32 protein-coding genes are annotated in these 26,110 nt (G+C 51.3%); 21 read left to right on the top strand and 11 right to left on the bottom strand.

Annotated features, from left to right (window positions below; genetic code table 11):
- Positions 1 to 118: 118 nt before the first annotated feature.
- Positions 119 to 547: an FKBP-type peptidyl-prolyl cis-trans isomerase gene (locus tag J0A68_RS09960; RefSeq protein WP_206578190.1), complete on the top strand. Its 429-nt coding sequence runs from the start codon at positions 119 to 121 to the stop codon at positions 545 to 547.
- Between the two features lie 129 nt (positions 548 to 676).
- Here the strand turns inward: J0A68_RS09960 and J0A68_RS09955 are convergent, their stop codons facing one another.
- The 4 genes from J0A68_RS09955 to rsfS all read right to left on the bottom strand — a co-directional run bounded on the left by J0A68_RS09955 (position 677) and on the right by rsfS (position 4,811).
- On the bottom strand, positions 677 to 1,507 hold the full coding sequence (locus J0A68_RS09955; RefSeq protein ID WP_206578061.1) for a hypothetical protein: 831 nt from the start codon (positions 1,505 to 1,507) through the stop codon (positions 677 to 679).
- Complete coding sequence (locus J0A68_RS09950) at positions 1,504 to 2,280, bottom strand: UDP-2,3-diacylglucosamine diphosphatase (RefSeq protein WP_206578060.1); 777 nt, start codon at positions 2,278 to 2,280, stop codon at positions 1,504 to 1,506. The genes J0A68_RS09955 and J0A68_RS09950 overlap by 4 nt, the downstream gene beginning before the upstream one ends.
- A gap of 63 nt (positions 2,281 to 2,343) precedes the next feature.
- A complete protein-coding gene (gene ftsH / locus J0A68_RS09945; protein WP_206578059.1) occupies positions 2,344 to 4,398 on the bottom strand; it encodes an ATP-dependent zinc metalloprotease FtsH in 2,055 nt (684 codons plus the stop codon).
- A gap of 65 nt (positions 4,399 to 4,463) precedes the next feature.
- Positions 4,464 to 4,811, bottom strand: a complete 348-nt coding sequence (gene rsfS, locus J0A68_RS09940; protein ID WP_206578058.1) for a ribosome silencing factor — start codon at positions 4,809 to 4,811, stop codon at positions 4,464 to 4,466.
- 58 nt (positions 4,812 to 4,869) lie between these two features.
- Here rsfS and J0A68_RS09935 point away from each other — a divergent pair, with 58 nt between their 5' ends.
- Both J0A68_RS09935 and ahcY read left to right on the top strand, forming a co-directional pair.
- Positions 4,870 to 5,634 carry a biotin--[acetyl-CoA-carboxylase] ligase gene (locus J0A68_RS09935; protein WP_206578057.1) on the top strand — a complete coding sequence of 255 codons (765 nt, stop codon included), beginning with the start codon at positions 4,870 to 4,872 and terminating at the stop codon, positions 5,632 to 5,634.
- 76 nt (positions 5,635 to 5,710) lie between these two features.
- A complete protein-coding gene (gene ahcY, locus J0A68_RS09930) occupies positions 5,711 to 7,030 on the top strand; it encodes an adenosylhomocysteinase (RefSeq protein ID WP_206578056.1) in 1,320 nt (439 codons plus the stop codon).
- A 196-nt stretch (positions 7,031 to 7,226) separates the two neighbouring features.
- On the opposite strand, the gene sppA is transcribed toward ahcY, so the two are convergent.
- Positions 7,227 to 8,993, bottom strand: coding sequence for a signal peptide peptidase SppA (gene sppA / locus J0A68_RS09925; protein WP_206578055.1), 1,767 nt, complete (start codon positions 8,991 to 8,993; stop codon positions 7,227 to 7,229).
- A 66-nt stretch (positions 8,994 to 9,059) separates the two neighbouring features.
- Between sppA and folK the strand changes: the two genes are divergently transcribed.
- A complete protein-coding gene (gene folK, locus J0A68_RS09920; protein ID WP_206578054.1) occupies positions 9,060 to 9,542 on the top strand; it encodes a 2-amino-4-hydroxy-6-hydroxymethyldihydropteridine diphosphokinase in 483 nt (160 codons plus the stop codon).
- A 46-nt stretch (positions 9,543 to 9,588) separates the two neighbouring features.
- Here folK and J0A68_RS09915 read toward each other — a convergent pair whose 3' ends face one another.
- From J0A68_RS09915 to J0A68_RS09900, 4 genes are all read right to left on the bottom strand, one after another.
- Positions 9,589 to 10,035, bottom strand: coding sequence for a PIN domain-containing protein (locus tag J0A68_RS09915; RefSeq protein WP_206578053.1), 447 nt, complete (start codon positions 10,033 to 10,035; stop codon positions 9,589 to 9,591).
- Positions 10,032 to 10,235: a hypothetical protein gene (locus tag J0A68_RS09910; protein WP_206578052.1), complete on the bottom strand. Its 204-nt coding sequence runs from the start codon at positions 10,233 to 10,235 to the stop codon at positions 10,032 to 10,034. Before J0A68_RS09910 ends, J0A68_RS09915 begins: the two co-directional genes overlap by 4 nt.
- Before the next feature lie 84 nt (positions 10,236 to 10,319).
- Positions 10,320 to 10,547: a hypothetical protein gene (locus J0A68_RS09905; RefSeq protein WP_206578051.1), complete on the bottom strand. Its 228-nt coding sequence runs from the start codon at positions 10,545 to 10,547 to the stop codon at positions 10,320 to 10,322.
- A gap of 24 nt (positions 10,548 to 10,571) precedes the next feature.
- Complete coding sequence (locus J0A68_RS09900) at positions 10,572 to 11,114, bottom strand: hypothetical protein (protein WP_206578050.1); 543 nt, start codon at positions 11,112 to 11,114, stop codon at positions 10,572 to 10,574.
- 325 nt (positions 11,115 to 11,439) lie between these two features.
- On the opposite strand from J0A68_RS09900, the gene J0A68_RS09895 reads away from it, so the two are divergent.
- From J0A68_RS09895 to aroF, 10 genes are all read left to right on the top strand, one after another.
- Positions 11,440 to 12,852, top strand: a complete 1,413-nt coding sequence (locus J0A68_RS09895) for an anthranilate synthase component I family protein (RefSeq protein WP_206578049.1) — start codon at positions 11,440 to 11,442, stop codon at positions 12,850 to 12,852.
- 75 nt (positions 12,853 to 12,927) lie between these two features.
- On the top strand, positions 12,928 to 13,296 hold the full coding sequence (locus tag J0A68_RS09890) for a four helix bundle protein (RefSeq protein ID WP_236021447.1): 369 nt from the start codon (positions 12,928 to 12,930) through the stop codon (positions 13,294 to 13,296).
- A gap of 85 nt (positions 13,297 to 13,381) precedes the next feature.
- Entirely contained in the window at positions 13,382 to 13,948 is a 567-nt protein-coding gene (locus J0A68_RS09885) for an anthranilate synthase component II (RefSeq protein ID WP_206578048.1), read from the top strand.
- A gap of 38 nt (positions 13,949 to 13,986) precedes the next feature.
- Positions 13,987 to 14,997, top strand: coding sequence for an anthranilate phosphoribosyltransferase (gene trpD, locus J0A68_RS09880; RefSeq protein WP_206578047.1), 1,011 nt, complete (start codon positions 13,987 to 13,989; stop codon positions 14,995 to 14,997).
- 6 nt (positions 14,998 to 15,003) lie between these two features.
- Positions 15,004 to 15,825: an indole-3-glycerol phosphate synthase TrpC gene (gene trpC / locus J0A68_RS09875; protein ID WP_206578046.1), complete on the top strand. Its 822-nt coding sequence runs from the start codon at positions 15,004 to 15,006 to the stop codon at positions 15,823 to 15,825.
- A complete protein-coding gene (locus J0A68_RS09870) occupies positions 15,825 to 16,451 on the top strand; it encodes a phosphoribosylanthranilate isomerase (protein WP_206578045.1) in 627 nt (208 codons plus the stop codon). Before trpC ends, J0A68_RS09870 begins: the two co-directional genes overlap by 1 nt.
- 47 nt (positions 16,452 to 16,498) lie before the next feature.
- Positions 16,499 to 17,677, top strand: coding sequence for a tryptophan synthase subunit beta (gene trpB, locus J0A68_RS09865; RefSeq protein WP_206578044.1), 1,179 nt, complete (start codon positions 16,499 to 16,501; stop codon positions 17,675 to 17,677).
- A 169-nt stretch (positions 17,678 to 17,846) separates the two neighbouring features.
- Positions 17,847 to 18,620 (top strand): tryptophan synthase subunit alpha, encoded by a 774-nt coding sequence (gene trpA / locus J0A68_RS09860; RefSeq protein ID WP_206578043.1) that lies wholly within the window; start codon positions 17,847 to 17,849, stop codon positions 18,618 to 18,620.
- A 96-nt stretch (positions 18,621 to 18,716) separates the two neighbouring features.
- Positions 18,717 to 19,127: a hypothetical protein gene (locus tag J0A68_RS09855; RefSeq protein ID WP_206578042.1), complete on the top strand. Its 411-nt coding sequence runs from the start codon at positions 18,717 to 18,719 to the stop codon at positions 19,125 to 19,127.
- An 85-nt stretch (positions 19,128 to 19,212) separates the two neighbouring features.
- A complete protein-coding gene (gene aroF, locus J0A68_RS09850) occupies positions 19,213 to 20,232 on the top strand; it encodes a 3-deoxy-7-phosphoheptulonate synthase (RefSeq protein ID WP_206578041.1) in 1,020 nt (339 codons plus the stop codon).
- Positions 20,233 to 20,410: 178 nt separating this feature from the next.
- Here the strand turns inward: aroF and J0A68_RS23145 are convergent, their stop codons facing one another.
- Both J0A68_RS23145 and J0A68_RS09840 read right to left on the bottom strand, forming a co-directional pair.
- A complete protein-coding gene (locus J0A68_RS23145; RefSeq protein ID WP_206578040.1) occupies positions 20,411 to 20,587 on the bottom strand; it encodes a type II toxin-antitoxin system RelE/ParE family toxin in 177 nt (58 codons plus the stop codon).
- On the bottom strand, positions 20,580 to 20,819 hold the full coding sequence (locus J0A68_RS09840; protein ID WP_206578039.1) for a ribbon-helix-helix domain-containing protein: 240 nt from the start codon (positions 20,817 to 20,819) through the stop codon (positions 20,580 to 20,582). Before J0A68_RS09840 ends, J0A68_RS23145 begins: the two co-directional genes overlap by 8 nt.
- Before the next feature lie 420 nt (positions 20,820 to 21,239).
- Between J0A68_RS09840 and J0A68_RS09835 the strand changes: the two genes are divergently transcribed.
- The 7 genes from J0A68_RS09835 (at position 21,240) to hisIE (ending at position 26,047) form a co-directional block, all read left to right on the top strand.
- The gene (locus tag J0A68_RS09835) at positions 21,240 to 22,013 is read left to right on the top strand and encodes a phenylalanine 4-monooxygenase (RefSeq protein WP_206578038.1); all 774 of its coding nucleotides are present in this window, start codon (positions 21,240 to 21,242) and stop codon (positions 22,011 to 22,013) included.
- A 114-nt stretch (positions 22,014 to 22,127) separates the two neighbouring features.
- On the top strand, positions 22,128 to 22,466 hold the full coding sequence (locus tag J0A68_RS09830) for a hypothetical protein (RefSeq protein WP_206578037.1): 339 nt from the start codon (positions 22,128 to 22,130) through the stop codon (positions 22,464 to 22,466).
- 64 nt (positions 22,467 to 22,530) lie between these two features.
- Entirely contained in the window at positions 22,531 to 23,127 is a 597-nt protein-coding gene (hisH, locus tag J0A68_RS09825; protein ID WP_206578036.1) for an imidazole glycerol phosphate synthase subunit HisH, read from the top strand.
- Between the two features lie 166 nt (positions 23,128 to 23,293).
- Positions 23,294 to 24,010 (top strand): 1-(5-phosphoribosyl)-5-[(5-phosphoribosylamino)methylideneamino]imidazole-4-carboxamide isomerase, encoded by a 717-nt coding sequence (gene hisA, locus J0A68_RS09820; RefSeq protein WP_206578035.1) that lies wholly within the window; start codon positions 23,294 to 23,296, stop codon positions 24,008 to 24,010.
- A gap of 39 nt (positions 24,011 to 24,049) precedes the next feature.
- Positions 24,050 to 24,436, top strand: coding sequence for a VOC family protein (locus J0A68_RS09815; protein WP_206578034.1), 387 nt, complete (start codon positions 24,050 to 24,052; stop codon positions 24,434 to 24,436).
- 72 nt (positions 24,437 to 24,508) lie between these two features.
- Positions 24,509 to 25,264 (top strand): imidazole glycerol phosphate synthase subunit HisF, encoded by a 756-nt coding sequence (hisF, locus tag J0A68_RS09810; protein ID WP_206578033.1) that lies wholly within the window; start codon positions 24,509 to 24,511, stop codon positions 25,262 to 25,264.
- A gap of 183 nt (positions 25,265 to 25,447) precedes the next feature.
- Positions 25,448 to 26,047, top strand: a complete 600-nt coding sequence (hisIE, locus tag J0A68_RS09805) for a bifunctional phosphoribosyl-AMP cyclohydrolase/phosphoribosyl-ATP diphosphatase HisIE (RefSeq protein ID WP_206578032.1) — start codon at positions 25,448 to 25,450, stop codon at positions 26,045 to 26,047.
- Positions 26,048 to 26,110: the final 63 nt, after the last annotated feature.

The following is a 26,110-nucleotide window of genomic DNA, read 5'->3' as shown; positions in this document are numbered from 1 at the left end:
GCGCTGATTTTGTCCGAAAAGTGTACGGATTTGTACAAAAATATACTGTTTTCGGACATTTTTGTCCGATTGGCTAGGCAAGTAATAATCCCTACCTTTGCACTTCACTAAATGAACAATCATGCAAGCAAAGAAAGGAGATGCCGTCAAGGTGCATTACACCGGAAGACTGGATGATGGGAGTGTTTTTGACAGTTCACAATCCCGCGAGCCGCTTGGTTTCACGCTGGGCGATGGCAATATGATCAAAGGTTTTGATGCGGCAGTCTATGGAATGGTCATCGGAGACAAAAAGACGGTAACTATCCCTGCGGCCGAGGCATACGGAGAGCGCAGAGACGATATGATGATCGAGGTGCCTAGAAGCCAGGTGCCACCAAACATCCAGCCCGAGATCGGTCTGCAGCTCGTACTGCAGGGCGGGGGTGGACAGCCGATGCAGGTGACGGTGGTCGATCTCGACGAAGAGAAAATCGTCCTGGACGCCAACCATCAGCTTGCCGGCAAGGACCTGATCTTTGATATCGAGCTGGTCGCGATCAGCTAATACTTGGCTGTCCAAGCGATGCTCAAAAAAGCCGATGGAAGAAACTCCGTCGGTTTTTTTTTGTACGGTAATGTGGTCAAAGGTCTGATTGGGCTCCGCGGTTTTTTTTGCCTGCCTGCTCGGATGAGCCTATCTAAGTTGGCGTAGTCCCTCGGGGATGGGATACACGAGCATGAGGTTTTTTTTGACGAAAACCATGTTTTCTTGGCCGATTTGCAGGTACTGGATATCCTTGGCTGGAAGCGTACCCATGTCAAAGATTGCCTGCGACCGCAGGGAGTACATTTTGAGATGGTGGCCTTCCACCCAAAAAAGGGCTTCCCGATAAAAACAGATCCGCTGGTCGATGTTGAGGTTTACCTTCTTGAGAAAGTTTCCCTGGTTGTCAAAAATGTAGATCCCGCTTTCGGGGACGTTCATGAAGAGCCGGTTTTTGAACTCCCGGATCTCGCTCACCCTAAGGTCTTCCGAGTCGAGGATCAGGTTGAGCGGCTGCGATTGGAGGACGACGTTTCTCAGGTAGTCCAGGCTTTTGAGGGATAGGTCGGACTCGTCCCAGACCCAGACCACGTTGTTGTTGCCCAGTGTTGCGGCTTTGGGTAGGGTGATGTCGTTGAGCTGGAAGCTGTTTTCGGCGATGGGATTCAGAAACCTGTCCAGCACCCGGTACTCCTGTACATCGGCCGAAAAGCCAAAAATGTTAACCGTCCAGGAGGCTTCCAGCTGCTGGAGGCGGGCCTGCCGAGTCGGTGAAAAGACGTTTACCCGCTTCCCTTTTTGGTCAAAAAGGTAGATGTCTCCGGAGGTGTTGCTGGCGAAGAGCTGATCCTTGGTGTCCAGGGAGACCAGGTCGAGGTACTCCATCGGGATTTCCGCCAGCGGCGCGTCAAATTCCAGCACCTCCTGCGAAAAAAGGGCTTTGGACAGAAATCCAAAAAAAAGGATCAGCGAAAGTTTCATGATTCAAATTTCAGAAGCTTGGCTTCTGTTCCATCGTATTCCAGGTAGGTGCATTGGGTGACCCATTCTCCTAGGTTAAAGTACGTGGAATCTTTGGAAACCTCAAGCTGCAGCGGAAGATGCCGGTGGCCAAAGATGTAGTAATCGTGGTGGTACTTGGCCTCCACTTCCTTGCAATATTGCCAAAGCCACTCGGCTTCGCCCAAAAAGTGGTTTTCGTCTTTTTCGATGTTGGATATGCGGCTGTGGCCCGACCAGGCCTTGGCGAGCTTGATCCCCAGGTCTGGATGGACCCAGCGGAAAAGCCACTGCGCAAAGGGGTTGGTGAAGACCTTTTTGAGCAGCTTGTAAAACCGGTCGCCAGGCCCCAGGCCATCTCCATGGCCGACCAGGAGGTTTTTGCCCTCGATCCTGAGCTCAATCGGGTGGTGGTAGACGGGGATGCCCAGCTCTTGGGTGAAGTAGTCTTTCATCCACAGGTCATGGTTGCCGGTGAAAAAAAGGATGGGGATGCCCCTTTCCCGCAGCTGGGCGATTTTGGATATGAAGGGGATAAATCCTTTGGGGATCACCTGGCCATACTCAAACCAAAAGTCGAAAATGTCCCCTACCAGGAAGATGGCTGCGGCATCGTCTGCCACACTGTCCAGCCAACGGATGATCTTTTTTTCCCTGAGTTTGCTTGTGGCCGAGTCTGGCGCGCCGAGGTGAAAGTCAGAAGCGAAATAGAGTTTTTTGCCATTCAGGGGAAAATCCGGCGTATTAGCTAGCATGTGCCAAAGATAGGGTCGAGGGACAAAAATAAGAAAGCCCCGATTGGCTCGGGGCTTTCTGGTTTATTTTTCTGGATTGGACTCCGGCACTTCCAGCTTGGCTGGATCGGTCACCGTGTGGCCATCTTCGGCCTTGGTGTCGAGCGGAGGAGTCGATTTCTTTTCCTTTTTGTTGGTGAAGGCCTGGTAGGTAGTCTCCTTGGCAAAAGGGCGCTTGCCGATCAGGTTTTCCAGGTCTGCCTGGAAGAGGATTTCTTTTTCCAGCAATTCCTGGGCAAGGATCTCCAGGTGCTCCCGGTGCTCATTGAGCAGTGCAAGCGTGCGGTCGTAGGCTACCTGGATCAGGTTGCTGACCTCCTGGTCGATCATCTCGGCGGTGGCTTCGGAATAAGGCTTGGTCATCTTGTAGCCATCGCTCTTGCTGTCAAAGAAGGAGACGTTGCCGAGCTTTTCATTCATGCCATACACCGATACGATGGAGTAGGCCAGCTTGGTGATTCGCTCCAGGTCGCTCAGCGCGCCGGTGGAGATCTTTCCAAAGATGATCTGCTCCGCTGCGCGTCCACCCAGTGTCATGCACATCTCGTCCATGAGCTGCTCAGTCTGGTAGAGAAACTGTTCCTTGGGAAGGTATTGGGCGTAGCCCAATGCAGCCACACCGCGCGGAACGATGCTCACTTTGACCAAAGGATCGGCATGCTCCAAGAACCAGCCAGCCACTGCGTGGCCCGCCTCGTGGTAGGCGACAATTCGCTTTTCCTCCGGAGAGATGATCTTGTTCTTCTTCTCAAGACCGCCGATGACACGGTCCACCGCGTCCTGGAAGTCCTGCATATCCACTGCTGTTTTGTTTCTACGGGCGGCGATCAGGGCTGCTTCGTTGCAGACGTTGGCAATCTCCGCACCGGCAAAGCCAGGAGTTTGGGCGGCCAATTTCTTGGGGTCAATGTCGTTGGAAACCTTGATCGGAGCGAGGTGTACTTTGAAAATCGCCTCTCTACCCACGATGTCCGGCTTGTCGATGGAGATCTGCCGGTCAAATCGACCCGGTCTCAGCAAAGCGCTGTCGAGTACATCAGGCCTGTTGGTCGCAGCCAAAACGATTACCCCGGTATCGGTACCAAAGCCGTCCATTTCGACCAAAAGGGAGTTGAGCGTGTTTTCCCTTTCATCGTTGGAGCCGGGCATTTGGCCCTTGCCCCGAGATCGGCCGATGGCGTCAATCTCGTCAATGAAGATGATACACGGTGCCTTTTCCTTGGCTTGCTTAAACAAATCCCGCACGCGGGCAGCTCCTACACCGACGAACATTTCGACGAAGTCGGAACCCGAAAGCGTGAAGAAAGGAACGCCTGCCTCACCGGCCACGGCTTTGGCAAGCAAGGTTTTACCGGTGCCTGGAGGGCCTACCAGCAAAGCGCCTTTTGGAATCTTGCCGCCGAGTTTGGTGAATTTTCCTGGATTCTTGAGGAATTCGACGATTTCTTGGATCTCCTCCTTTGCTTCGTCCAGGCCTGCCACATTGTCAAACGTGATCTTTACCTTGTTTTCGGCATCGAAGAGCTGGGCCTTCGACTTGCCGACATTGAATATCTGTCCGCCCGGACCGGATGGGCCTGCCATTCTCCGCATCATAAACCAGAAGAACACAAACAGGAGGATCAGGAAACCGAAGCTTCCAAAATAGCTGCTCCAGTTTTCCTCGTTGGTCACGGAAGCTCCGATGCGGTCTTCCTCCGGTACTTTTTCCTCAAGGGCTTGAAAGTCAGTTTGGAATTTGTCAGAGGTGGTGACCTGTAGTGCGTAGTGTGGGCCGGAAGGATTGAAAAAGGAAGAATTGGACTCCAGTTCGGTTTTGTACTTGGCGTTTTGCAGGGCAGAGGGCTTCAGCGTGACGTCCACCCGGTTCATGTTTCTGACGATTACCACTTTGGATACATCGCCAGCGAGGTACATGTCTTCGAAGCGTTTTTGGGTGATGTCGATCACGGCCCCGCGCTGCTGTATCCAGGTGAGCCCCAAGAGCACGAGCACCGCCGCAATGATCAGCCAAAGCTGGAAATTGGGTTTCTGGGGTGCCTTTGGGACAAAGTTTTTATTCTTATTTTTTTCGCTCATCGCTTTTAAGGTAATTCTGTAAACTTAAGGTAAAACGGCTTAAACTGGTGAAAGTTTATCCGGGATTAATTGATCAGGGTGGTCTGCGCATCGCCCCAGAGGTCTTCCAGTCCGAAGAATTCGCGCTTGTCCTTGAGGAAGATGTGGACGACCACATTGACGAAGTCCATCAGTACCCATTCGCCGTTGGTTTTTCCTTCTACCCTCCATGCAGGGCTTTCACCGGCTTTGTGGACTTCTTCTTCGATTGATTTGGAGATGGCTTCGAGCTGGGTGTCGGAGTTGCCGGAGCAGATCACAAAAAAGTCGGTCACTGCATTTTTGATTTTTCTGAGATCTAAGACTAGGATTTCAGAAGCCTTTTTTTCTTCCATTCCCCTGACGATAACCTTGCTCAACGCCTCTGCTGTCATATATTGATTTAATTTTACACGGCAATTAAATTACCCAAATCAGCCGAACAGAAAAATTATGTATAAAATTCTTGCCAACACGATTTTTCTGGGGAAACAGGTGCTTTTTCTGCCAGAGTGTCACTCTACCAATGACAGGGCGCTGGAAATGATCCGAAGTGGGCATGCAGGAGACGGGACCATTGTCATCTGCGGCCATCAGAGCGCAGGGAAGGGGCAGCGCGGCAACACCTGGGAGGCGGAGCCGGGTATGAACTTGACCTTTTCGCTGGTGCTAAAGACCGGTTTTTTGGACGTTTCCGAGCAGTTTTATCTCAACATGATGGTGTCCAACAGCATCAGGAAGGTGCTGCAGGACTACCTTCCCGATCTTCAGGTCAAGTGGCCAAACGATCTGGTGGTGCCCGGCAAGGGGAAGATAGGCGGCATCCTGATCGAAAATATCCTCAGCTCCAGCTCTTGGGAGTATGCGGTAGTAGGTATAGGTCTGAACATCAACCAGCGACGGTTTGGAACGTCCAAAGCCACCTCGCTGGCCCTGATCACTGGGGGAAGCTATGGGTTGGAGGAGCTTTTTAAGCTACTGGTGTCGGAGATCGAGCAGGGAGTGATCGCACTGAAGAAGGGAAAGCTTCAGATGGTAAGGGAAAGCTACCTCGGGCACTTGTACCTCAGGGGAAAGTGGGCTGTTTTCAGGGCTGGGGAAAATGAGTTGGAAGGAAAGATTTTGGGAGTCACGGCCGAAGGGATGCTGCAGATGGAACTCAGGGGCGGTGTCGTGCGTACCTTTGGGCTGAAGGAGATTTCCTTTCCGGAGATTTGACGGGGTTTTCAATTCACGGATTTATGCGGTAACTTTGCCGCCGTTCCACGATAATAATTATTTAACTATCAATAACATGTCAGAAATCAAATCTGAAAAATTCATCCAGTTCAAGGTGAAAGACATCTCGCTAGCCGAGTGGGGAAGAAAGGAAATCCGATTGGCCGAGGCGGAAATGCCAGGTCTGATGGCTTTGAGAGCGGAGTTTGGCCCGTCTCAGCCTTTGAAAGGAGCTAGAATCGCGGGTTGCCTTCACATGACCATCCAGACCGCCGTGCTGATCGAGACGCTGGTGGCCCTGGGAGCGGAAGTGACCTGGTCATCTTGCAATATTTTTTCAACCCAAGACCATGCCGCCGCAGCTATCGCCGCAGCAGGTATCCAAGTGTACGCCTGGAAAGGCCAGACCGCAGAGGAATTTGACTGGTGCATCGAGCAAACCCTCTTTTTTGGCGAAGGCAAGCAGCCTTTGAACATGATCCTGGACGATGGTGGAGATCTGACCAACATGGTGTTGGATCAATATCCTGAATTGGTCGCTGGCATCAGAGGCCTGTCCGAGGAGACGACTACCGGTGTTCACCGCCTGTATGAGCGTATGAAAAATGGCACGCTTCCTATGCCGGCAATCAACGTGAACGACTCCGTGACCAAGTCGAAATTTGACAATAAGTATGGTTGCAAGGAGTCATTGGTGGATGCGATCCGTCGCGCTACCGATGTGATGATGGCGGGCAAAGTTGCCGTGGTCGCAGGATACGGAGACGTAGGAAAAGGTTCCGCAGCGTCTCTGAGAGGTGCTGGCGCGAGAGTGATCGTCACTGAGATCGACCCCATCTGTGCGCTGCAGGCTGCCATGGACGGCTACGCGGTGAAGAAAATGGTGGACGCCGTGAAGGAAGCCGACATCGTGGTGACCGCTACCGGCAACAAGGACATCATCACCGGTGAGCACTTCAAGGCGATGAAGGACAAGGCCATTGTCTGCAACATCGGCCACTTTGACAATGAGATCGACATGGCTTGGCTGAACAAAAACTATGGCCAGACCAAAAATGTGATCAAGCCTCAAGTGGACCTTTACGAGCTGGATGGCAAAGAGATCATCGTGCTGGCTGAGGGACGTCTGGTGAACTTGGGTTGCGCTACTGGGCACCCTTCTTTCGTGATGTCCAACTCCTTCACCAACCAGACTTTGGCACAACTGGAGCTTTGGGAAAACCATGGCGACTATCAGCCAGGCGTATATGTGCTTCCAAAGCACCTCGATGAGAAGGTGGCATCCCTTCACCTGACTAAGTTGGGTGTCGAGCTGGATACGCTGTCTGAAGACCAAGCCCAATACATTGGGGTGGAAGTGCAGGGGCCGTTCAAGCCTGAGTACTACAGATATTGATTTTGAGTCGCTGTTTGGGAGATTCGCTCTAGATCGATCAAACAGTCAAAGCAATAAGTTGCGAGAGAGGCCGAAGTGTATTCGGCCTCTTTTTTTATGTCCTTCAGGCTTAGTCGAGAAAAGCGTGTTTGGAATCTATAGACAAAAAAAAGACCGACTCGCTAGGAATCGGTCTTTTTTGAAAGCGGCTAATGCACTACTTGATCATGATATCCTGTGGCATTCTCACCTGGACTCCCTGGAAGCGCTGCAGGGATTTTACTTTTTCCACCAGCTGGAAGTTGTCCCCCAGCTGTGCCTGGAGTATCCGGGTTTGCACTTTGTCTCCAAAATCCGAGAAAAGCTCCTCAAACCAGGTCTTTTGCTCGGGATAATACACCACTCGGTAGTCGTCGCCGGCGTCCAGCTTGGCGGCTGCGATCTCCACGGCGGTATTGAGGCCTCCCAATACGTCTACCAGTCCACGTTCCTTGGCTTGAGAGCCAGTCCATACGCGTCCGGAGGCCACCTTTTTCACGGAGTCGGGATGCATGCCGCGTCCCTCGGCCACTCGGGAGATGAAGGTCTCGTAGCCTTCCTCGATGCTGGATTGGATGATGGTGCGCTCTACTTCGGTCAGGTCTCGGGTTGGGTTCATGAAGTCGGATAGCTCGCCGGTGTTCACGACGTCGGTGGTGATTCCCAGCTTGTCGTTCAGCAGCTCCTGGGCGTTGAACCATAGGCCGAAGATGCCGATGGAGCCTGTGATCGTGTTGGGCTGCGCGACGATGGTGTCTGCGGGTGCAGAAATGTAGTAGCCTCCCGAGGCGGCCACTTCGCCCATGGAGACGATGAGCGGCTTGGCTTTTTTGGCTTCGGTCATCTCCCTCCAAATCACGTCAGAGGCAATGATGGAGCCCCCCGGTGAATTCACCCGAAGGACGATGGCTTTGATGTTTTCGTCTTTTCTGGCTTTTCGGATCTCCTTCGCAAATTTATCCGAGCTCAGCGCGCCGTCCACGTCCCCACTCACGATGTCTCCTTCCGCCACGATGACCGCAATGCGGTTTTTGGAAGTCAGGTTTTTGGACTTGGCCAGGGAGCCCAAGTCCGTGGCGTTGATGGTGGGGATGTCGTCGTCCTCACCCAAGCCGAGTTTTTCCCGAAGCTTGGCATGGATTTCATCTTCGTAGGCCAGCCCGGTAGCCAGTCCATAAGTCACCGCATCTTGGGCCTTTCGTACCAGCATCTGGGAGTTGGTTTTCTTCAGGCTATCGAGGGCGATGCCTCGGGTTTCTGCTATTTTCGCCAGGGCGAAATCGTTGATGTCGTTGAGGAAATACTCGGTCTGAAGGCGGTTTTCAGGACTCATTTTTTCCAAAATGAAAGGCTCTACGGCGCTTTTGAACTCACCTACGCGGAACACTTCTGGCTTTATGCCGACTTTTTCGAAGAGCCCTTTCAGGAATATCCCCTCTGAGGAAAAGCCGTTGAAATCAATCGCTCCCAGGGGATTGAGGTAGATTTCGTCTGCGGCGGAGGCCAGGAAATAACCGCCTTCGGAATAGGCCTCGTCGTAGCTGAGGATGAACTTGCCGGACTCTTTGAAGTCGATCAGGGCCTCGCGAAGCTCAAGGAGGCCCGCTTGTCCCGCCATGATCAGTCCGGTGTTGAGGTAGATGCCCTTGATATTGTCGTTGGTTTTGGCTTCTTGGAGGGCCTTTTTGAGATTGACCAGGCCGGCGTTGAGGTCGCCTCCAAAGGGATTGCCGAAGGCGCCCAAGTCCAGCTCGTCGTCCGAGGTGCGCTCCACCAGCATGCGGCCGTTGAGGTTCAGGTGCAGCACGCTGTTTTCTTTCACGGAAACTTCCTTTTCGGCCGACGCAGCCATCATGCCGATGAAGCCGAAAAAGAGGAGGAAGCTAAGAATCGAGAATATGAACAAGCCGACAATCACGGCCAATACATTGCCTAGGAATTTCATGCGATTTTAATTTGGGTTCTAAATTAGCCTTTTTTTGTATGACCTTTACAACCGGAGGATTAAGTGATGTTTAACGAGGTAGTTTTGTGTTTGGGCGGCAATAGAGGAGATCGGGAGGCCTTGCTGAGCCGCGCCCGAGTCGAGCTGGATTCGCATTTTGAGGTGCTGCGGTTTTCCTCCATCTACGAGACTTCGGCCTGGGGTGGAGTGGCAAAAGGTGATTTTCTCAACCAAGTTGCGGTGGTCATGACGGAAAGAAGTCCTGAGGAGGTCTTGCACTTGATCCAAGGCATCGAGCGGGATCTGGGCCGAAAGCGCGACGAGCACTGGGGGAATCGCACGATGGACATCGATATCCTGTATTTTGGTGATCAGGTGATAGACAGTGGGCGGCTAAAGATTCCCCATCCTTTTATTGCCGAGCGGAGATTTGTGCTGGCTCCCCTCGCGGAAGTGTGCCCTGACAAGGAGCATCCGCTGATGGAAAAGACTTCGCTGGAGCTGCTCTCCGAATGCGGGGACGCCAGCGAGGTGAAGCGTTGGCGGTGAATGGGGGGATTACCAATTCTATTTTCCGGTTAACAGGAAAGTATCGCTATTTGCTTTTTCGGAACAAAAGCAAAGACAACTCATCTGTCGTGATGGCTTTTTTCCAGTTTTTTTTCCGTAATCCCATGATCAGTTTTTTGTCCCCGCTCCAGAGTTTGGCTTTGGCGTGGTCTGTCAGTGCCACGAATTCAGTGTCGTCGATGTCTATATCCCGAGTCAAATTCTCTGCGTTCAAAAAAACAGGCAGAGGAATCAATCTTGGGTCTATAAACCTGATCCGACCAGTGACCAGTGAGATGATTCTGGAGAGTTCTTTTTCAGAGTATCCGGAAATGGATTTCAGCTTTTCGAAGTGTTCGTAGATTTCCTCCAGAAGGTGTCGGGTAGAGTAAAGATTCAGTCTGGATTTGGGGTGTAGAAGGATTCGGGAGATTTTTCCGTTGGTGTTCAAGATTGCGCTGAAAACAATATTTGAATCGACAACGATTCTCATAGCCCGATTTTTTCCTTAGTCTTTTCCCAGCGTCCTTTTTTTATGGAAGCTACTAGGCTGTCTACCTCGCTTTGTGTAGCCTTCGATTGCTTGGAAAGTTCCTTGAATTCCAAAAGGTCCGCTAAATCCTGCAAGTCGTCCAGCTTTGCGTCTCCGGAGACCGTGAAGATTACCTCTTTGTCGGTACGTTCGATTTTCATGGCTTTTTGCTTAAATGTACGGAAAAGTCAGGCCGTTGATGTTCTCTGGTTCTGGGAATTAGGTGTGCTATAGCCTATCGGTTTTCAGGCCTTCGCCAGATACAGCTGGAATTCCAGCGCACCGCAGGGCTGAAACTCGTCCACCTCCAGATCCTCGAAAATCTCCTCGTCAAACTCCATCTCGGTCTTTTCGATCCGACCATCGGGATGGACGATGAGCTCTACGCCTGTGAAGTCGGCTGGGTTGACCATCACCAATACCTGATAGTCGTCAAAGATCCGCTTGAAATACTGGGAGATTGCCTTGGCCATGATTTTTTTGCCCAAAGCTAAAGCTTATCTGCCAAAAGTCGACCCATACAGGTAAATGACGTCGGCTGGAGGCTCTTGGGTGGCTCGGATGCGGTCAAACACAAAGAAAGTCTGCGTGAGAAATTCCGCTTGGCTGAGCGTGGACACCGGGCTTATCCCTTGGTTTTCCACTTTGAAAATCGAACCGTGAGGGCCGATAACTTGGTAGCCGTTGGGATTTTTTTCCTTTTTGAGATTGACTACCGTGCCGTCGGCAAATACCATTTTGGCCCCGCCAAAGAAGAAGCCGCCTTTTCCCCTGGCGATCAGCTCGCTGCTTTCGTTGTCGACGATGCGCGCCTGGCGGAAGTTGGTGTTGTTGCGGTTGAAAAAGAAACGGATTTTGTCCCCGTTTTTTTCCAGGTCGGCATAGTCGAATCCCGGATCCACCTTCAGCTTAGCCTTTTCGCCTTGTTCGTCCAGGAATTCTATCTCGTGGAGCGGTAGCGTCCAGTCGGCTTTGGTCTGTGCGGAAAGTGCCGGTGCGAGGCCCAGCAGGATGAGGGAGAGAAGCGCGAGTTTTTTCATGGTCAAGATGGGTCAAAGTTTGGTGTACTATACGTGATGTCGATTTTGATAGTTGTCTGACCGATAGGGTGATGTTATTGAGAAAATGGCAACGGGGAATATTTTTTTTGAAAAAACGGTATCCATGCTTTGTGATTTCCAATCCCTTTTTAAATTTGCCGAAGTCTTATGAAAACAATCGCAAACAAATACTGGTGGTGGCATTCTATCTCTTCCCAAGGGAAAGCTCAGAAGGCCGTTGCCTAAATAATTTGCGCAACACATAGTATAAAAGGCTTACTGGAGTTCCCGGTAAGCCTTTTTTCATGCAAAAACACATTCCCGAATGAGCCACGTAAAATTTCCGATCCTGACCACTTATCGCAAGAGACTCGCCGACACCATCACGCCGGTGAGCATCTATCTGCAGATCCGGGATCGCTTTGCCAACCCCATCCTTCTGGAAAGCTCCGACTACCACGGTCAGGAAAACAGCTATTCGTTCATCTGCTTCAACCCCCTCGCCACCTTCAGCTTCAATGCCGGTACGGTGCGTGAAAAGCTCCCGGTAGGGGAGGTTTTGGAATACCAGGTTTCAGCCAAAAAGCGCTTGATGGATTGCCTGAGGGCCTTTGGGAATAAGTTTGACCCCACGCCGGACAAGTTTAAGTTTAGCACCAACGGGCTTTTTGGCTATATCCAATACGACACGCTGGCCTATTTTGAGGACATCAAGCTCCAAAATACCAAGCCAAACGAAACTCCGATGATGCAGTACTCCATGTATCAAAACATCATCGTGGTGGATCACTACAAAAATGAGCTACACCTCTTCGAGCACCGTGTGGCTGGTGCGGACAATCCCGAGTACATGGAGGAGATCGAGACCCTGCTCAACAACAAGAACATCCCGGCCTATTCCTTTAAGAAAGTTGGGGAGGAAGTGTCCAACTATACCGATGAGCAGTTTCTGAAGATCCTCAACCAAGGCCGTGAGCATTGTTTCCGTGGAGACGTGTTCCAGATTGTGCTTTCGCGACGCTTCACCACGGAGTTTAAGGGCGACGAGTTCAACGTTTACCGTGCGCTGCGTTCGGTGAATCCTTCGCCCTATCTCTTTTATTTCGACTACGGCTCTTTCAAGGTTTTCGGCAGCTCACCGGAGGCGCAGATCGTGGTGCACAACCGCAAGGCGACCATCTATCCCATTGCCGGAACCTTCCGCCGCACGGGAAATGATGCGGAGGACGCCGAGCTGGCGCGAAAGCTTTACGACGATCCCAAGGAAAACTCCGAGCACGTGATGCTGGTCGATTTGGCGAGAAACGACCTTTCCCGCTCTTCAGACGTGGTCAACGTGGACGTGTTTAAGGAAATCCAATACTACTCCCACGTCATCCACCTGGTGTCCAAAGTCACCGGTCAGCTGCCCGAGGGAGCCAATCCACTACAGCTCGTGGCGGACACTTTTCCAGCGGGCACACTCACAGGCGCGCCCAAGTACCGCGCGATGGAGCTCATCGATGAGCTGGAAAACACCAGCCGCCAGTTTTACGGCGGGGCCATCGGCTACCTGGGCTTCAACGGGGACTTCAACCACGCCATATTGATCCGGTCCTTTGTCTCCGAAAACAACCAGCTCCGATTTCAAGCCGGAGCTGGCGTAGTAGCCAAAAGCTCCATTCCCTCAGAACTTCAGGAAGTCGCCAACAAGCTCGAAGCGCTGCGGGTGGCGCTAAGGGCGGCGGAAGGGATTTGAGTTGGAAGGTTGGAAAGTGGCAAAGTTGTAAGGTGGAAAAGTTGTAAAGTAGGGCTGCAGGAATAGACGTAGATCATGAAAGCAAACAGTTTCGAAGAGTTGGTGATTTGGCAGAAGGCCATCGAAATTGGCGTTCAGATCTATCGTTTGGCGGATATGAGTCCCCTGAAAAACGACTATAAGTCGAGAGATCAACTAATAGGAAGCGCAGTTTCGATTTCCAACAACATTGCCGAGGGCTTTGAATACAACAACCGGGTACAATTCATCAAATTTCTTGGCTATGCAAAAGGCTCAGCTGGGGAATTGAGAAGTCAGCGGGCGCTTTTGGTGGAAGTCAATCGAGTTCCGAAGGAAGAGTATTTGAAATTAAAAGATGATTTGATTGGGCTTTCGAGGCAGATTATGGCTTTGATCACCTATTTAAAAAACAAGAAAGATTAGGAAAGCGATGGAGTTGGATAGCCTTTGCCACCTTCCAACTTTACCACTTTACAACCCTAAGAAAGTAACTGCAAAACAAAATAAGATGCGCATTCTGGTACTAGACAACTACGACTCCTTCACCTACAATCTGGTCTACATCGTCCGGCAGCTGGGCTATGGAGCGATGATGGATGTCTATCGAAACGACAAAATATCCCTGGAGGAAGTCGCCAAGTACGACAAAATTCTCCTTTCTCCGGGGCCGGGCATTCCGTCCGAAGCGGGAATCATGCCCGAGCTGATCAAGCGATATTCCGCCACCAAGTCCATTCTTGGCGTTTGCCTGGGACATCAGGCGATCGGGGAGGCTTTTGGCGGGAGCCTGATCAACCTATCCGAAGTGCTGCATGGCGTGGCTTCCAAGGTTTCGGTGCAAAAGGATTTGCTTTTCGACGGAATCCCCGATACATTTAGTATAGGAAGATATCACTCTTGGGTCATCGACGAATCCACCCTTTCGCCTGAGCTCGAAGTGATTGCGCGCACGCCTGACCAGCAGATCATGGCGGTAAAACACAAAAAGCTAAACGTGAGAGGGGTGCAATTCCACCCCGAAAGCATACTCACCGAAAACGGCATCAAAATCATGCAGAACTGGCTGGAGTCCTGAATTCGCTCTAGTCCCAATTCCACCCCCACCCACTAGCAATGAAAGACATTCTCAACCAATTGATCGAACATAAGACGCTCTCCCAAGCGCAAGCCCGGGAAGTGCTCAAAAATCTGGCAACTGGAGCCTACAACCAAAGCCAAATCGCCGCTTTCATGACCGTGTACCTCATGCGCTCCATCACCGTGAAGGAGCTTCGCGGATTCCGCGAGGCCATGCTAGAGCTCTGCATTCCGGTGGAGATCGCCGAGTACGACGCCATGGACCTCTGCGGCACAGGCGGTGATGGCAAGGATACCTTCAATATTTCGACTTTGGCTTCCTTCATCGTAGCGGGTGCTGGGCAGAATGTCGCCAAACACGGCAATACGGGCGTGTCCTCGATCTGCGGTTCGTCCAATTTGCTCGCCTATTTCGGCTACGAGTTTACCAATGACCTCTCGGAAATCCGACGCTCTCTGGACGAGGCGGGCCTGTGTTTTCTCCATGCGCCGCTTTTCCACCCGGCCATGAAAAACGTCGCCCCCATCCGAAAGGAACTCGGCGTGAAGACCTTTTTCAACATGCTCGGCCCGATGGTGAATCCGAGTTTTCCGAGAAAGCAGCTAGTCGGCGTCTTCAGCCTGGAGCTGGCGAGGCTCTACGGCTATCTCTATCAGGAGATGGAGGGCAGATTCTCCATCCTCCATTCCCTCGACGGCTACGACGAGATTTCCCTGACCGGACCTTTCAAGATGATCTCCAACCAAGGCGAAAAGCTCCTCCATCCGGAGACTGTCGGGCTGGCGAAAATTTCCGCCGACAGCATAGCCGGTGGCAGCACGATACAGGAGTCGGCCAAGATCTTTGAAAATGTGCTGCGCGGCAAAGGGACACAGAGCCAAAACTCCGTCGTGATCGCCAATGCGGCCGCTGCGCTGGTGACGGCGCGGGAGGGCCTGTCCTTCGTAGACGCGGTAGGTCTGGCCGAGGAAGTGCTGCTTAGCGGCAAGGCCCTCGGCGTGTTTGACGGCCTCGTCAACCCAAAAACCTCAGTTTCCTTAGCTTAAAAAAACATGAATATTCTGGATAAAATCATCGCTTCCAAATACAGGGAAGTGGAGGAGAGAAAGAGCCTCGTGCCGGTCAAGTTGCTGGAGAGCAGCGTCTTTTTTGACGGGCAGGTGGTCTCGATGAAAAAGTACGTGACCCACCCCGAGAAGTCGGGCATCATCGCGGAGTTTAAGCGCAAGTCTCCGTCCAAGGGCGTGATCAACGGCTCGGCATCCGTCGAGAAGGTCAGCATTGGCTACATGCAGGCGGGAGCTTCGGCCCTGTCTGTCCTGACGGACAAAGAATACTTCGGAGGAAGCAGCGAGGACTTGAAGATCGCGCGAAAGTTCAATTTCTGCCCCATCATCCGAAAGGATTTCATCGTGGACGAGTACCAGATCCTCGAAGCCAAGTCCATGGGAGCGGACTGCATCCTGCTGATCGCCGCTGCTTTGGAGCCTGCGAAGCTGAAGGCTTTGGCCGCTTTTGCAAAAAGCCTCGGACTGGAGATCCTCATGGAAGTGCACGACGTTGAGGAGCTGGAGCGCAGCCTCTGCCCGGACCTGGATCTGGTCGGGGTGAACAATCGGAACCTGAAGACTTTTGAGGTCTCCGTGGACACCTCTTTGGCCTTGGTGGAGCAGATCCCTGGCGAGTTTGTGAAAGTCTCCGAAAGCGGGATTTCCGATCCCCGCACGATGGTGCAGCTCAAGAAGGCCGGATTTGACGGCTTTCTGATCGGGGAAAACTTCATGAAGTCCAGCCGTCCCGAGCAGGCCGCCTACAATTTCATCAAGGAGTTCAAAAAGCTTTCGGCCCAAGAGCCCGAGCTGAGCAAAGCCTGATGGAGATCAAGGTCTGCGGCATGCGCGATCCCGAAAACGTCGGGAAACTGATCCGGGAAATCCGGCCGGACTGGATGGGCTTGATCTTTTACCCCAAGTCTCCGCGCTTCGTTTCGGACGGTTTCGCAGCGCAGCTGGCGGACGTGGAGGTGAAAAAAGTCGGCGTCTTTGTCAACGAAACTACAGATGAAATCCTTCGAAAAGTCGCTTTGTTTGGCCTTTCGGCAATCCAGCTTCACGGCAAGGAATCGGTGGAGCTAGTCGAAGAATTAAGGGGGAAATCCGATGTGGAGCTCTGGAAGGTCATCTCGGTGAAGTCCGAGATAGACTGGGAGAGCCTGAGGGGGTACTTGCCTTTTGTGGACAAGTTTCTCTTTGACACGGCGACCGTGGCCCATGGAGGTTCGGGCAGAAAGTTTGACTGGACCGTGCTGGAGAGTTATCCTTTTGACAAAGGTTTTCTTCTCAGCGGAGGCTTGGACGAAGACAGTGCGGCTGAGGTTTTGGCTTTGGCAGCAAAAATCCCACAGCTTCAGGGCGTGGATCTCAACTCCAAGTTTGAAGACGAGCCGGGGCTGAAGAATATCGGGAAGCTGAAAATCTTTAAGGAAAAAATTAGACCATAGCTGATAGACCATAGTCCATGGACTATCAACTATCAACCATACTACATATGATCAAAGTTGATGAAAGGGGCTTTTACGGCAAGTTTGGCGGGGCATACATCCCCGAGATGCTGTATCCCAACGTGGAAGAACTGCGGGAAAACTACGAGTCGATCTTGGCTTCTCCTGATTTTCAGGGGCAGTTTCAGGGCTTGCTCCGCGACTACGTAGGCCGTCCGACGCCCCTGTATTTTGCAGCTAGGCTTTCGGAGAAATATGGCGCGAAAATCTACCTGAAGCGGGAAGACCTCTGCCACACCGGCGCCCATAAGGTGAACAATACCATCGGACAGATCCTCTTGGCAAGGAAGCTGGGCAAAAAGCGGATCATCGCCGAGACTGGCGCGGGCCAGCACGGAGTAGCTACGGCGACCGTCTGTGCGCTGATGGGCATGGAGTGCACCGTGTACATGGGGGAGATCGACATCGCGCGCCAGCGTCCCAACGTCGAGCGAATGAAAATTCTCGGCGCGCAGGTCGTGCCGGCCACGTCTGGGTCAAAAACCCTGAAAGATGCCACCAACGAAGCCATGCGCGCCTGGATCAACAATCCCGTGGACACGCACTACATCATCGGCTCAGTGGTGGGCCCGCATCCCTATCCGGAGATGGTGGCCCGCTTCCAGTCGGTGATCTCGGAGGAGATCAAGTGGCAGCTGAAGGAAAAGGAAGGACGTGAAAACCCGGACGTCGTGATCGCCTGCGTCGGTGGCGGATCCAATGCCGCTGGGGCTTTTTACCACTACTACAATACGCCTGAGGTGCGCTTGGTCGCCGCTGAGGCCGCAGGTCTGGGCATCAACTCCGGCAAAACCGCGGCAACGACGGCCAAAGGAACGCCGGGGATCTTGCACGGCTCGAAGACCATTCTGATGCAGACCGAAGACGGTCAGGTGGTGGAGCCGCACTCCATCTCCGCAGGCTTGGACTATCCGGGTATAGGGCCGGTGCATGCGCATCTCTTTGATGTAGGAAGAGGGGAGTTTGTGGCCGTGGAGGACAAGGATGCCATGGCTGCCGGGGTGGAGCTGAGCAAACTGGAAGGGATCATTCCCGCCATCGAGTCGGCCCACGCCCTGTATGCGCTCAACATGATCGAATATGGAAAAGACGACGTGATCGTGGTCAACCTTTCCGGAAGGGGAGATAAGGATCTGGAGACCTATATCAAGTGGGGAGGATATTAAAGTTGGATGTCAGATGTCGGATGTCGCAAATGAAATTTTTGAATTTTGATTTACGATTTACGTCGACCTGCTGAACTTCAATCCTAAAATTCTGAAGCGTAAGTTTTAGGAAATGAGTTTAGAGTTCTCTATCGCCTCGTAAATCGTACTTCGTAAATCGTACTTTACAATGAATCGCATACATACACTATTTCAAACCAAAAAGGAAAACGTCCTCTCCATCTACTTCACCGCGGGTTTTCCAAAGCTGGACGATACCCTGGCGATCATGGAGGCTATCCAGGCCGGGGGAGCGGATATCATCGAGATCGGGGTGCCCTACTCCGACCCGGTAGCCGATGGCCCGACGATCCAGGACAGCAACAAGATCGCCCTCGACAATGGCATGTCCATGAAGTTGCTCTTTGAGCAGCTCAAGGGCTTTCGCAGCAAAATCCAGCTGCCAGTAGTACTCATGGGCTATCTGAACCCGATCCTGCAGTTTGGCATGGAGGAGTTTTGCAAAAAATGCCAGGAAGTGGGCGTGGATGGTCTGATCGTGCCCGACTTGCCCATGCAGCAGTACCTGGATGACTACAAGGCGATGTTTGATCAGTACGGCATCGTGAATACCTTTCTGATTTCTCCGCAGACCTCCGAGAAACGCATCCGGGAGATCGATGAAAACAGCGACGGGTTTATCTACATGGTTTCCTCCCATGCGATCACCGGAGCCAAAGCCGACATCAGCCCCGAGCAGGTCGCCTATTTCGAACGCGTGGCGGCGATGGAGCTGAAAAATCCTAGACTGATTGGTTTTGGGATTTCCGATGCCAAAACCTTCGCCCAAGCCGCACAGTATAGCAATGGAGCCATTATCGGTTCGGCTTTTATCAAAGTGCTGAAAAACGCGGCCGACTTGAGTGGGGATATTCAGGGATATTTGAAAGGATTGAAAAATTGAAAAATTTGAAAATTGTAAAATTATAGCCCTTGAGGCTTCTGTTAAGGACTACTGTTTCTGTGGAAGGCTTTGAAAGTCAAGGGGAATCGAGAAAAAATGAAAAATAGAATATTACTCTTTTTCGTAAGTGCATTGGTAGTTTCTCTTACGAATTTTTGTTACGCGCAGAAGGGGCCGGAAGAAATAGTCAATCAGTTTTTTGATAGCTATAAAGTATCTCCTAGTGGTGCTGTTGATGAACTGCTAAATTCTAACACTTGGATGGCAGAGAATCAGGGAGCTTTGAACCAAGTGAAAACTCAGTTGAATAATGCAGTCCAATTGATTGGTGACTATAAGGGCTTTGAGAAAATTTCCGAAGTGAAAAAAGGCGAAAGCTTAGTCCAATTGATCTACTTCGTGCGGTATGATAGGCAGCCGTTGAGGTTTGTATTTCTTTTTTATAAACCGGATGACCAATGGCGAATCCAGAATTTTCTGTTCGATGAGAAATTTCTTGAGGATTAAGATTCTTGGAATTTTGCAATTGCCGCTAGAGAGTTTTTGCTCAATGACAAGCCTCGTAAATCAAAAATCGTAATTCATAAATCAAATGATAATTCAACTACAAGCCGACATCAGCGATTCCCAGAAGGAAAAGCTCCTCGCCAAGGTCAACGAGATCGGCTATAAAACCACCGAGGTCAAAACCCAACTCGGCGACTACATCATCGGCATCGGAAAAAATGAGTTTGACATCCGCAAGGTCGGCCAGATGGACGGCATCAAGGACATCCACATCGTCTCGGATGAGTACAAGCTCGTGTCCAAAAAGTGGAAGGCCAAACCTACCTCCGTGGATCTCGGCGACGGGGTCTTCATCAAGGACGGAGAGATGGCCATCATCACCGGCCCCTGCTCCATCGAGTCCGAGGAGCAGATCCGCAAGGTGGTAGCCCACTGCGTGGAAAACGGCATGACGATGATGCGCGGCGGCGTGTTCAAGCCCCGGACGTCGCCCTACGCCTTTCGCGGGATGGGGATCGAGGGACTGGAACTTTGGCACTCCATCGCTGCCCCAGCGGGCATCAAGATCGTGACCGAGGTGATGCAGCCCTCCCAGATCGAGGCCATGTATCCCTATGTGGACATCTATCAGGTGGGCGCGAGAAACTCCCAAAACTTTAACCTCCTGGACGAGCTAGGCAAAGTCGACAAGGCGGTGATGATCAAGCGGGGCATTTCCGGGACGATAGAGGAGCTGTTGCAGTCCGCGGAGTATGTCTTTGCCGGAGGAAATGAAAAGCTCATCCTCTGCGAAAGAGGTATCCGAACCTATGAGCGGGCTTCCAGAAATACTTTGGACCTGAATGCGATCCCAATCCTCAAAGCCAAGTCCCACCTTCCCGTGATCGTCGACCCTTCACACGGAATCGGCATACGGGCCTACGTGCCGCAGATGGCTTTGGCCGGCGTGATGTCCGGTGCGGATGGGATCATCTACGAGTCCCATGAGGTGCCGGAAAAGGCCTATTCCGATGGACAGCAAACCTTGGATTTTGCACAGAGTGCGAGGCTTGCATCCTGGATACGGGAGAGCTTCGCGATGCGAAAGGGATTTGAGTTGTTGTGAAAGAAAGAAACTGACTTGATCGGCTGCTTCTCCAGAAGCAGCCTTTTTTTGTCCAAATAGGGGAAAGTCAGGGCATTTGAGACAAATCCTGTCTTCCGATAATTGCCATGATTTCTGCCGAATCATGGTTCATTTTGAAATAGATGCTGTCGGCTCCACAAACGCAACGCCGATAACCCTATTTGATATAGTCTACGGACTCAAAGGAATAGGGCCTTTCGGCAATCATTTCAAGGCACTTGAAAAAGTCATCAAAGTATTTGTCGGCTTGGATCGTTCCGAATCTTCGAACCCCAAAATGATAGATTCGAACCAAATCAGCCTTTGCTTCCTCGCTCAGCCGGTAGCTAGCCATTTATCGATGCCTTAGCTTCAGCCAAAATTTGCTCTTTGGTCAGGGAGGTAAAGCCGCTCTTTTCGGCTTTTTCGAGCTTCGTCCTAACCCAGTCGATTTCTGCCTGTTGCTTTCTTGCTTGTCGGATCAGGTCATTGACGAGTTCACTTTTGCTGGCGTATTCTTGGCTGTCCACTTGGGCTTTGAGCCATTCGTCATTAGGTTCGGTGAGGGAGATGCTTTGCCTTGCCATCTTTATATAGTTTGATGTAATAATACACCTAAAGCGAATCATATCAAAATTTGGTTCGGACTCGAATCGGGGAGGCTGTCTTAGAAATGGAATTGAATTGTTGGGGAAAATTGCTTTAGCGAAAACTCTCTGTAAATTAGGGCTGTGAATCCGACTCCAAGAACCTACGTGCACCATTCTTACCATCATTTTAGATGAGGGAATAGGAATGCTATGGTTTTTTGGCAAAAAAATAGACAGGCCTATTCCCTCCCGGAGTAGGCTTTTTTGTTTTGCGTCATTGCGAGCGGAGCGAAGCAATCCCAAAAAAGAAGATTGCTTCCTCGTGCCTCGTCGCAATGACGTCCAGTCGAATTAGTTGGTGAGTCTGGCGAGGCGGCTGGTGAGCTAGATGATACTATAAACCCAAATAGAATATAAATGGAAACGAAACCGAAAAACTGGGTCTTTTCTGACCCTCGATTGCAAAAGCTGAGGCAGGAATACGGGCAGTATACTGCCGAAGACTTCAAGGTATGGAAGATTCTCTTTGAGCGGCAGATGCCCAATCTCCCCAAGGCGGCTTCCAAGGCTTACTTGAAGGGTGTGGAGGCCGTGAAGTTCAGCGCCGACCGCATCGCCAACTTTGACGAACTCAACCAGATCCTGGCCAAGACCACCGGCTGGGCCGTGCAGGTCGTGCCCGGGCTGATCGATGATGACCTGTTTTTTGGCTTGCTAAACAACAGGCGTTTTCCATCATCCACCTGGCTGCGCAAGATGGAGCAGCTGGACTACCTCGAGGAGCCGGATATGTTTCACGATGCTTTTGCGCACATGCCGTTGCTGACGAACCAGCCCTACGTGGACTTTCTGGAAAACCTGTCGGGTATCGCCCTAAAGCACATCGACAACCCTTGGGCGATCCAACTGCTGAGCCGAATCTATTGGTTTACCATCGAGTTTGGACTGATCCGGGAGGATGGGGAGCTGAAGATTTACGGGGCAGGTATCCTAAGTTCGTCCGGAGAGACTAAATTCAGCCTTTCAAACGAGCCCGCCCACATTCCCTACGACGTGCGGAGGATTTTGAACCAGGAATACTGGAAGGATCGCTTCCAGGACAAGTATTTTGTGATCGAAAGCTACGAGCAGCTCTATGAGTCGCTTCCGGAGATAGAGGCGGTGCTGGAGGAGATGCTGAGCAAAAAATAAATGTCGGGTGTCCGATGACCGATGTCGGATGAGTACATCGGTCACCGGACATTTGATCGGGAAGTCTTGGGTTTTGCGTATAGGATATTTGTTGAACTTAATGTGAATTAGGAAATGAATGAGTACGAGTCGGAGAGGAGAGAGAAATTGATAAGAGATCTAGTAAGCAATTCGAGAAGGATCTTAAGCAATGAAATAGGTTTCCCATTAGGAATTCACATTATGGCAAAAATTTTCAGATGGATAAATGATATAGAACCCTTGGATTTTCATGCCGAGGATTTTTTTGAGTATGAAAATCAGCTGGATGACTATCCTCTTGGGACAGATAGGTTAAAGTATAATATCGATGTATTAATCCATTATGAGGATAGAATATCTGAATTGAATGAAGTGTATCGATCAAAACTGATGAGATTGAGCAAAGATGTAATTGATAAATATGGCGCATAAGTTAGAGTCTAACCCTTGGGGCATAATGTCTTGAATCTTGTGTCTAGTGTCTTGATACTTAGAAATGAAAACAGCAGTAATCAAATACAATTCGGGCAATGTGCAGTCGGTACTTTATGCGCTGGAGCGCTTGGGTGCCGAGGCTGTTTTGACAGACGATCCGGAGGAAATCCGTGGCGCAGACCGGGTGATCTTTCCCGGTCAGGGAGAGGCCAGCACGGCGATGAGCTACCTGAAAGCACGAAAACTCGATCAACTGATCCGGGAGATCAAACAGCCTTTTTTGGGTGTTTGTCTGGGATTGCAGTTGCTATGCGAGCATTCGGAGGAAAACGACACGGAGTGCCTGGGTATTTTTCCGGTGAAGGTGAAGCGCTTCGTGCCCGAAAACTCACGGGAGTTTAAAGTCCCTCATGTCGGATGGAATGAGCTGGAAAATTTGGCGGATAATCCTTTGTTGAAGGATCTGCCGGATTCCCGCTTTGTCTACTACGTGCACAGCTATTATGCTGAGCTTAGCGAAGCGACGATTGCCAGCACGCACTACATCCATGACTTCACGGCCATCCTCCATCGGGACAACTATTGGGCGATCCAGGCCCACCCGGAGAAGAGCAGCACGGTGGGGGAGAAGCTGTTGAGTAATTTCCTAAGTATTTGATTTACGATCTACGAAGTACGATTTACGAGGTCCTCCTTAGCGTTTAGCCTGATGAGTCAACTTTACCACCTTACAACTTTTGTACTTTACAACCCTTATTTCCGAACCTCAAACCTATAAACCAGCAAGTCTTGATACTTAAGTCTTGCGTCTAAAGTCTTTTAACATGCAAATCATTCCCGCCATCGACCTTATCGGAGGCAAGTGCGTTCGCCTCAGCCAAGGCGACTACAGCAGCAAAAAAGAGTACCACGACGACCCGCTCGAGATGGCCAAGCGCTTCGAAGGAGCCGGAATCCAGCGTCTGCACCTGGTGGACTTGGATGGAGCCAAAGCCAAGAAAATCGTCAACGGGGCGGTGCTGGAGCGAATCAGCCAGGGGACTTCTTTGCAGGTGGATTTCGGTGGTGGTATCCAAGCCGATGAGGAGATCGAAAAAGCGTTCGAACTCGGAGCAAAGCAGGTGACCGGAGGCAGCATCGCGGTGAAAAATCCCGAGCTGTTCAAGTCTTGGATCAAAAGCTACGGGCCGGAGAAGATCATTCTTGGCGCAGATGCCAAGGACAGAAAGATTGCCGTGGGAGGTTGGGAAGAGACCACTACGGTGGATCTGATTCCCTTTATCCAATCCTACGTCGGGCTGGGAATCCAGTATGTGATTTGCACGGACGTGGCCAAAGATGGCTTGTTGCAAGGCCCTTCAGTGGAATTGTATCAGGAGATTCTTCAGGAAATCCCCAATCTTAAACTGATTGCCAGCGGGGGAGTTTCTTCGGTCAAGGACTTGGAGGAACTGGAGAAAATTGGGGTGTACGGCACGATAGTCGGCAAGGCCTACTATGAGGGAAGGGTGACGCTGGAGGAATTGGCGGTCTTCGTTTGATTTCGAGTGTGAGTCTTGGGTTTCTGAACAAGAGAGAAAATGAGAATTGAGCATCTTGCGATCTGGGTGAATGATTTGGAGAAAATGAGGGCTTTTTACCTTGATTTCTTTCATTTGACCTCAAATGAAAAGTATTACAATCCCAAAAAGGAGTTTTCGTCCTACTTCTTGACCTTCCCCTCAGGAGCACGGATCGAACTGATGCACAGGCCGGAGGTCACCGGTTTCCTTAACCAAGACAAAGCTAATTTTGGTTTGGCTCATTTCGCAGTGTCAGTCGGCTCAAAGGAACAGGTGGACGAATTGACGGATAGGCTGCGAAATAGCGGCTATAGAATCGTCGGTGAGCCGAGAACCACCGGGGACGGCTATTACGAAAGTGTAATTTCAGATCCGGAAGGCAATCTGGTAGAAATTACAATTTAGAATCAGGTTCTGCAGAGGCTTTCCGCCGATGCAGTACAAGTACTACTGTCATTAAAATTTTCCAATAGTAAAATGTTGACCAAACGAATTATCCCCTGCCTGGATATCAAAGATGGCCGCACGGTCAAGGGAGTCAATTTTGTCGAGCTTCGGGATGCCGGTGATCCCGTAGAACTGGCCAAGGTCTATTCCGATGAAGGAGCCGACGAGCTGGTTTTCCTCGATATCACGGCCACGGTAGACAAGCGGAAGACGCTGGCGGACTTGGTGACCAAAGTGGCCAAGGCGATCACGATCCCCTTCACCGTTGGTGGTGGGATCTCAACCGTCGAGGACGTCAAGTTCCTCCTCAACGCCGGTGCTGACAAGATCTCGATCAACTCGGCCGCCGTGAACAATCCGGGCGTGATAGACCAGATGGCCCGGGAGTTTGGCTCCCAGTGCATCGTGGTGGCGATCGATACACGGGACGTGGACGGGATTGATTTCGTCCATACCCATGGCGGGAGAAAGCCGACGCTGCTGAAGACCCAGGCTTGGGCCAAGGAAGTGGCGGATCGCGGAGCAGGGGAGATCTTGCTGACCTCCATGGATCATGACGGTACCAAGGCCGGCTTTGCCAATGAGCTGACTGCGGAGATTTCGGCCGAGCTTTCCATTCCGGTGATCGCCTCCGGGGGGGCCGGGACGATGGCGCATTTCAAGGATGTGTTTACCTTTGGACAGGCTGACGCGGCCTTGGCGGCGAGTATCTTTCACTTTAAGGAAATTGGGATTCCCGAGCTGAAAGGATATTTGGCGGAGGAAGGGATCAGTGTGAGAAGGTAGTATCTAGTATCAAGATGCAAGTATCAAGACGTTAGACATTAGATGCTAGAGGCAAGAGCCAAGAAGCGAGTGTCAGGCGAAGCGCCTGCCTTACCGGTAGGCAGGGAGTCGAGACCGATTTGTTGAAAATAAAAGCAAGACCTGTCCGGTTTTTGAAAACCTGACAGGTCTGAACATACAGACATGAACATAGATTTTGAAAAAATGGACGGTTTGGTGCCTGCCATAGTACAAGATGCCTTGAGTGGCAAGGTTCTGATGCAGGGCTATATGAACGAGGCCGCTTTGGCAAAAACCCAAGAAACAGGCATGGTTACCTTTTTCAGCAGAAGCAAAAACCGTCTGTGGACCAAGGGCGAGACTTCCGGCAATTTCATGGAGCTGGTGTCCTTCGCCGCGGACTGTGATGGGGATTCCATTTTGATCAAGGCTAATCCCCGTGGGCCAGTTTGCCATACGGGTGCCGATACCTGCTGGGACGAGCCCAATTCCTCCAAGACGGGCTTTATCGACCAGCTGCGCGCCATCATCAAAGACCGCAAAAACAATCCTTCAGACCAGTCCTACACCGCATCGCTTTTTGCCAAAGGCATCAACAAGGTGGCCCAGAAAGTAGGGGAGGAAGCTGTGGAGATCGTGATCGAAGCCAAGGACGACAACAAGGAGCTCTTTATGGGAGAAGCAGCGGATCTGCTTTATCACTACTTGGTCTTGCTCGAAGCCAAAGGATACGAGCTGGACGAGGTGATGGAAGTGCTGATCGAGCGGCACAGGAAAAAGTAGCCGGCGAATGCCGCAATTCTGTTGACGTTTTTCGACGTTCCAGCCAAAATCCATAGTTTTCCA

Source organism: Algoriphagus oliviformis (assembly GCF_017254915.1).
GTDB lineage: Bacteria > Bacteroidota > Bacteroidia > Cytophagales > Cyclobacteriaceae > Algoriphagus > Algoriphagus oliviformis.
The sequence above is the reverse complement of the archived record's forward strand: the minus strand, read 5'-3'. Positions and strand labels throughout refer to the sequence as shown.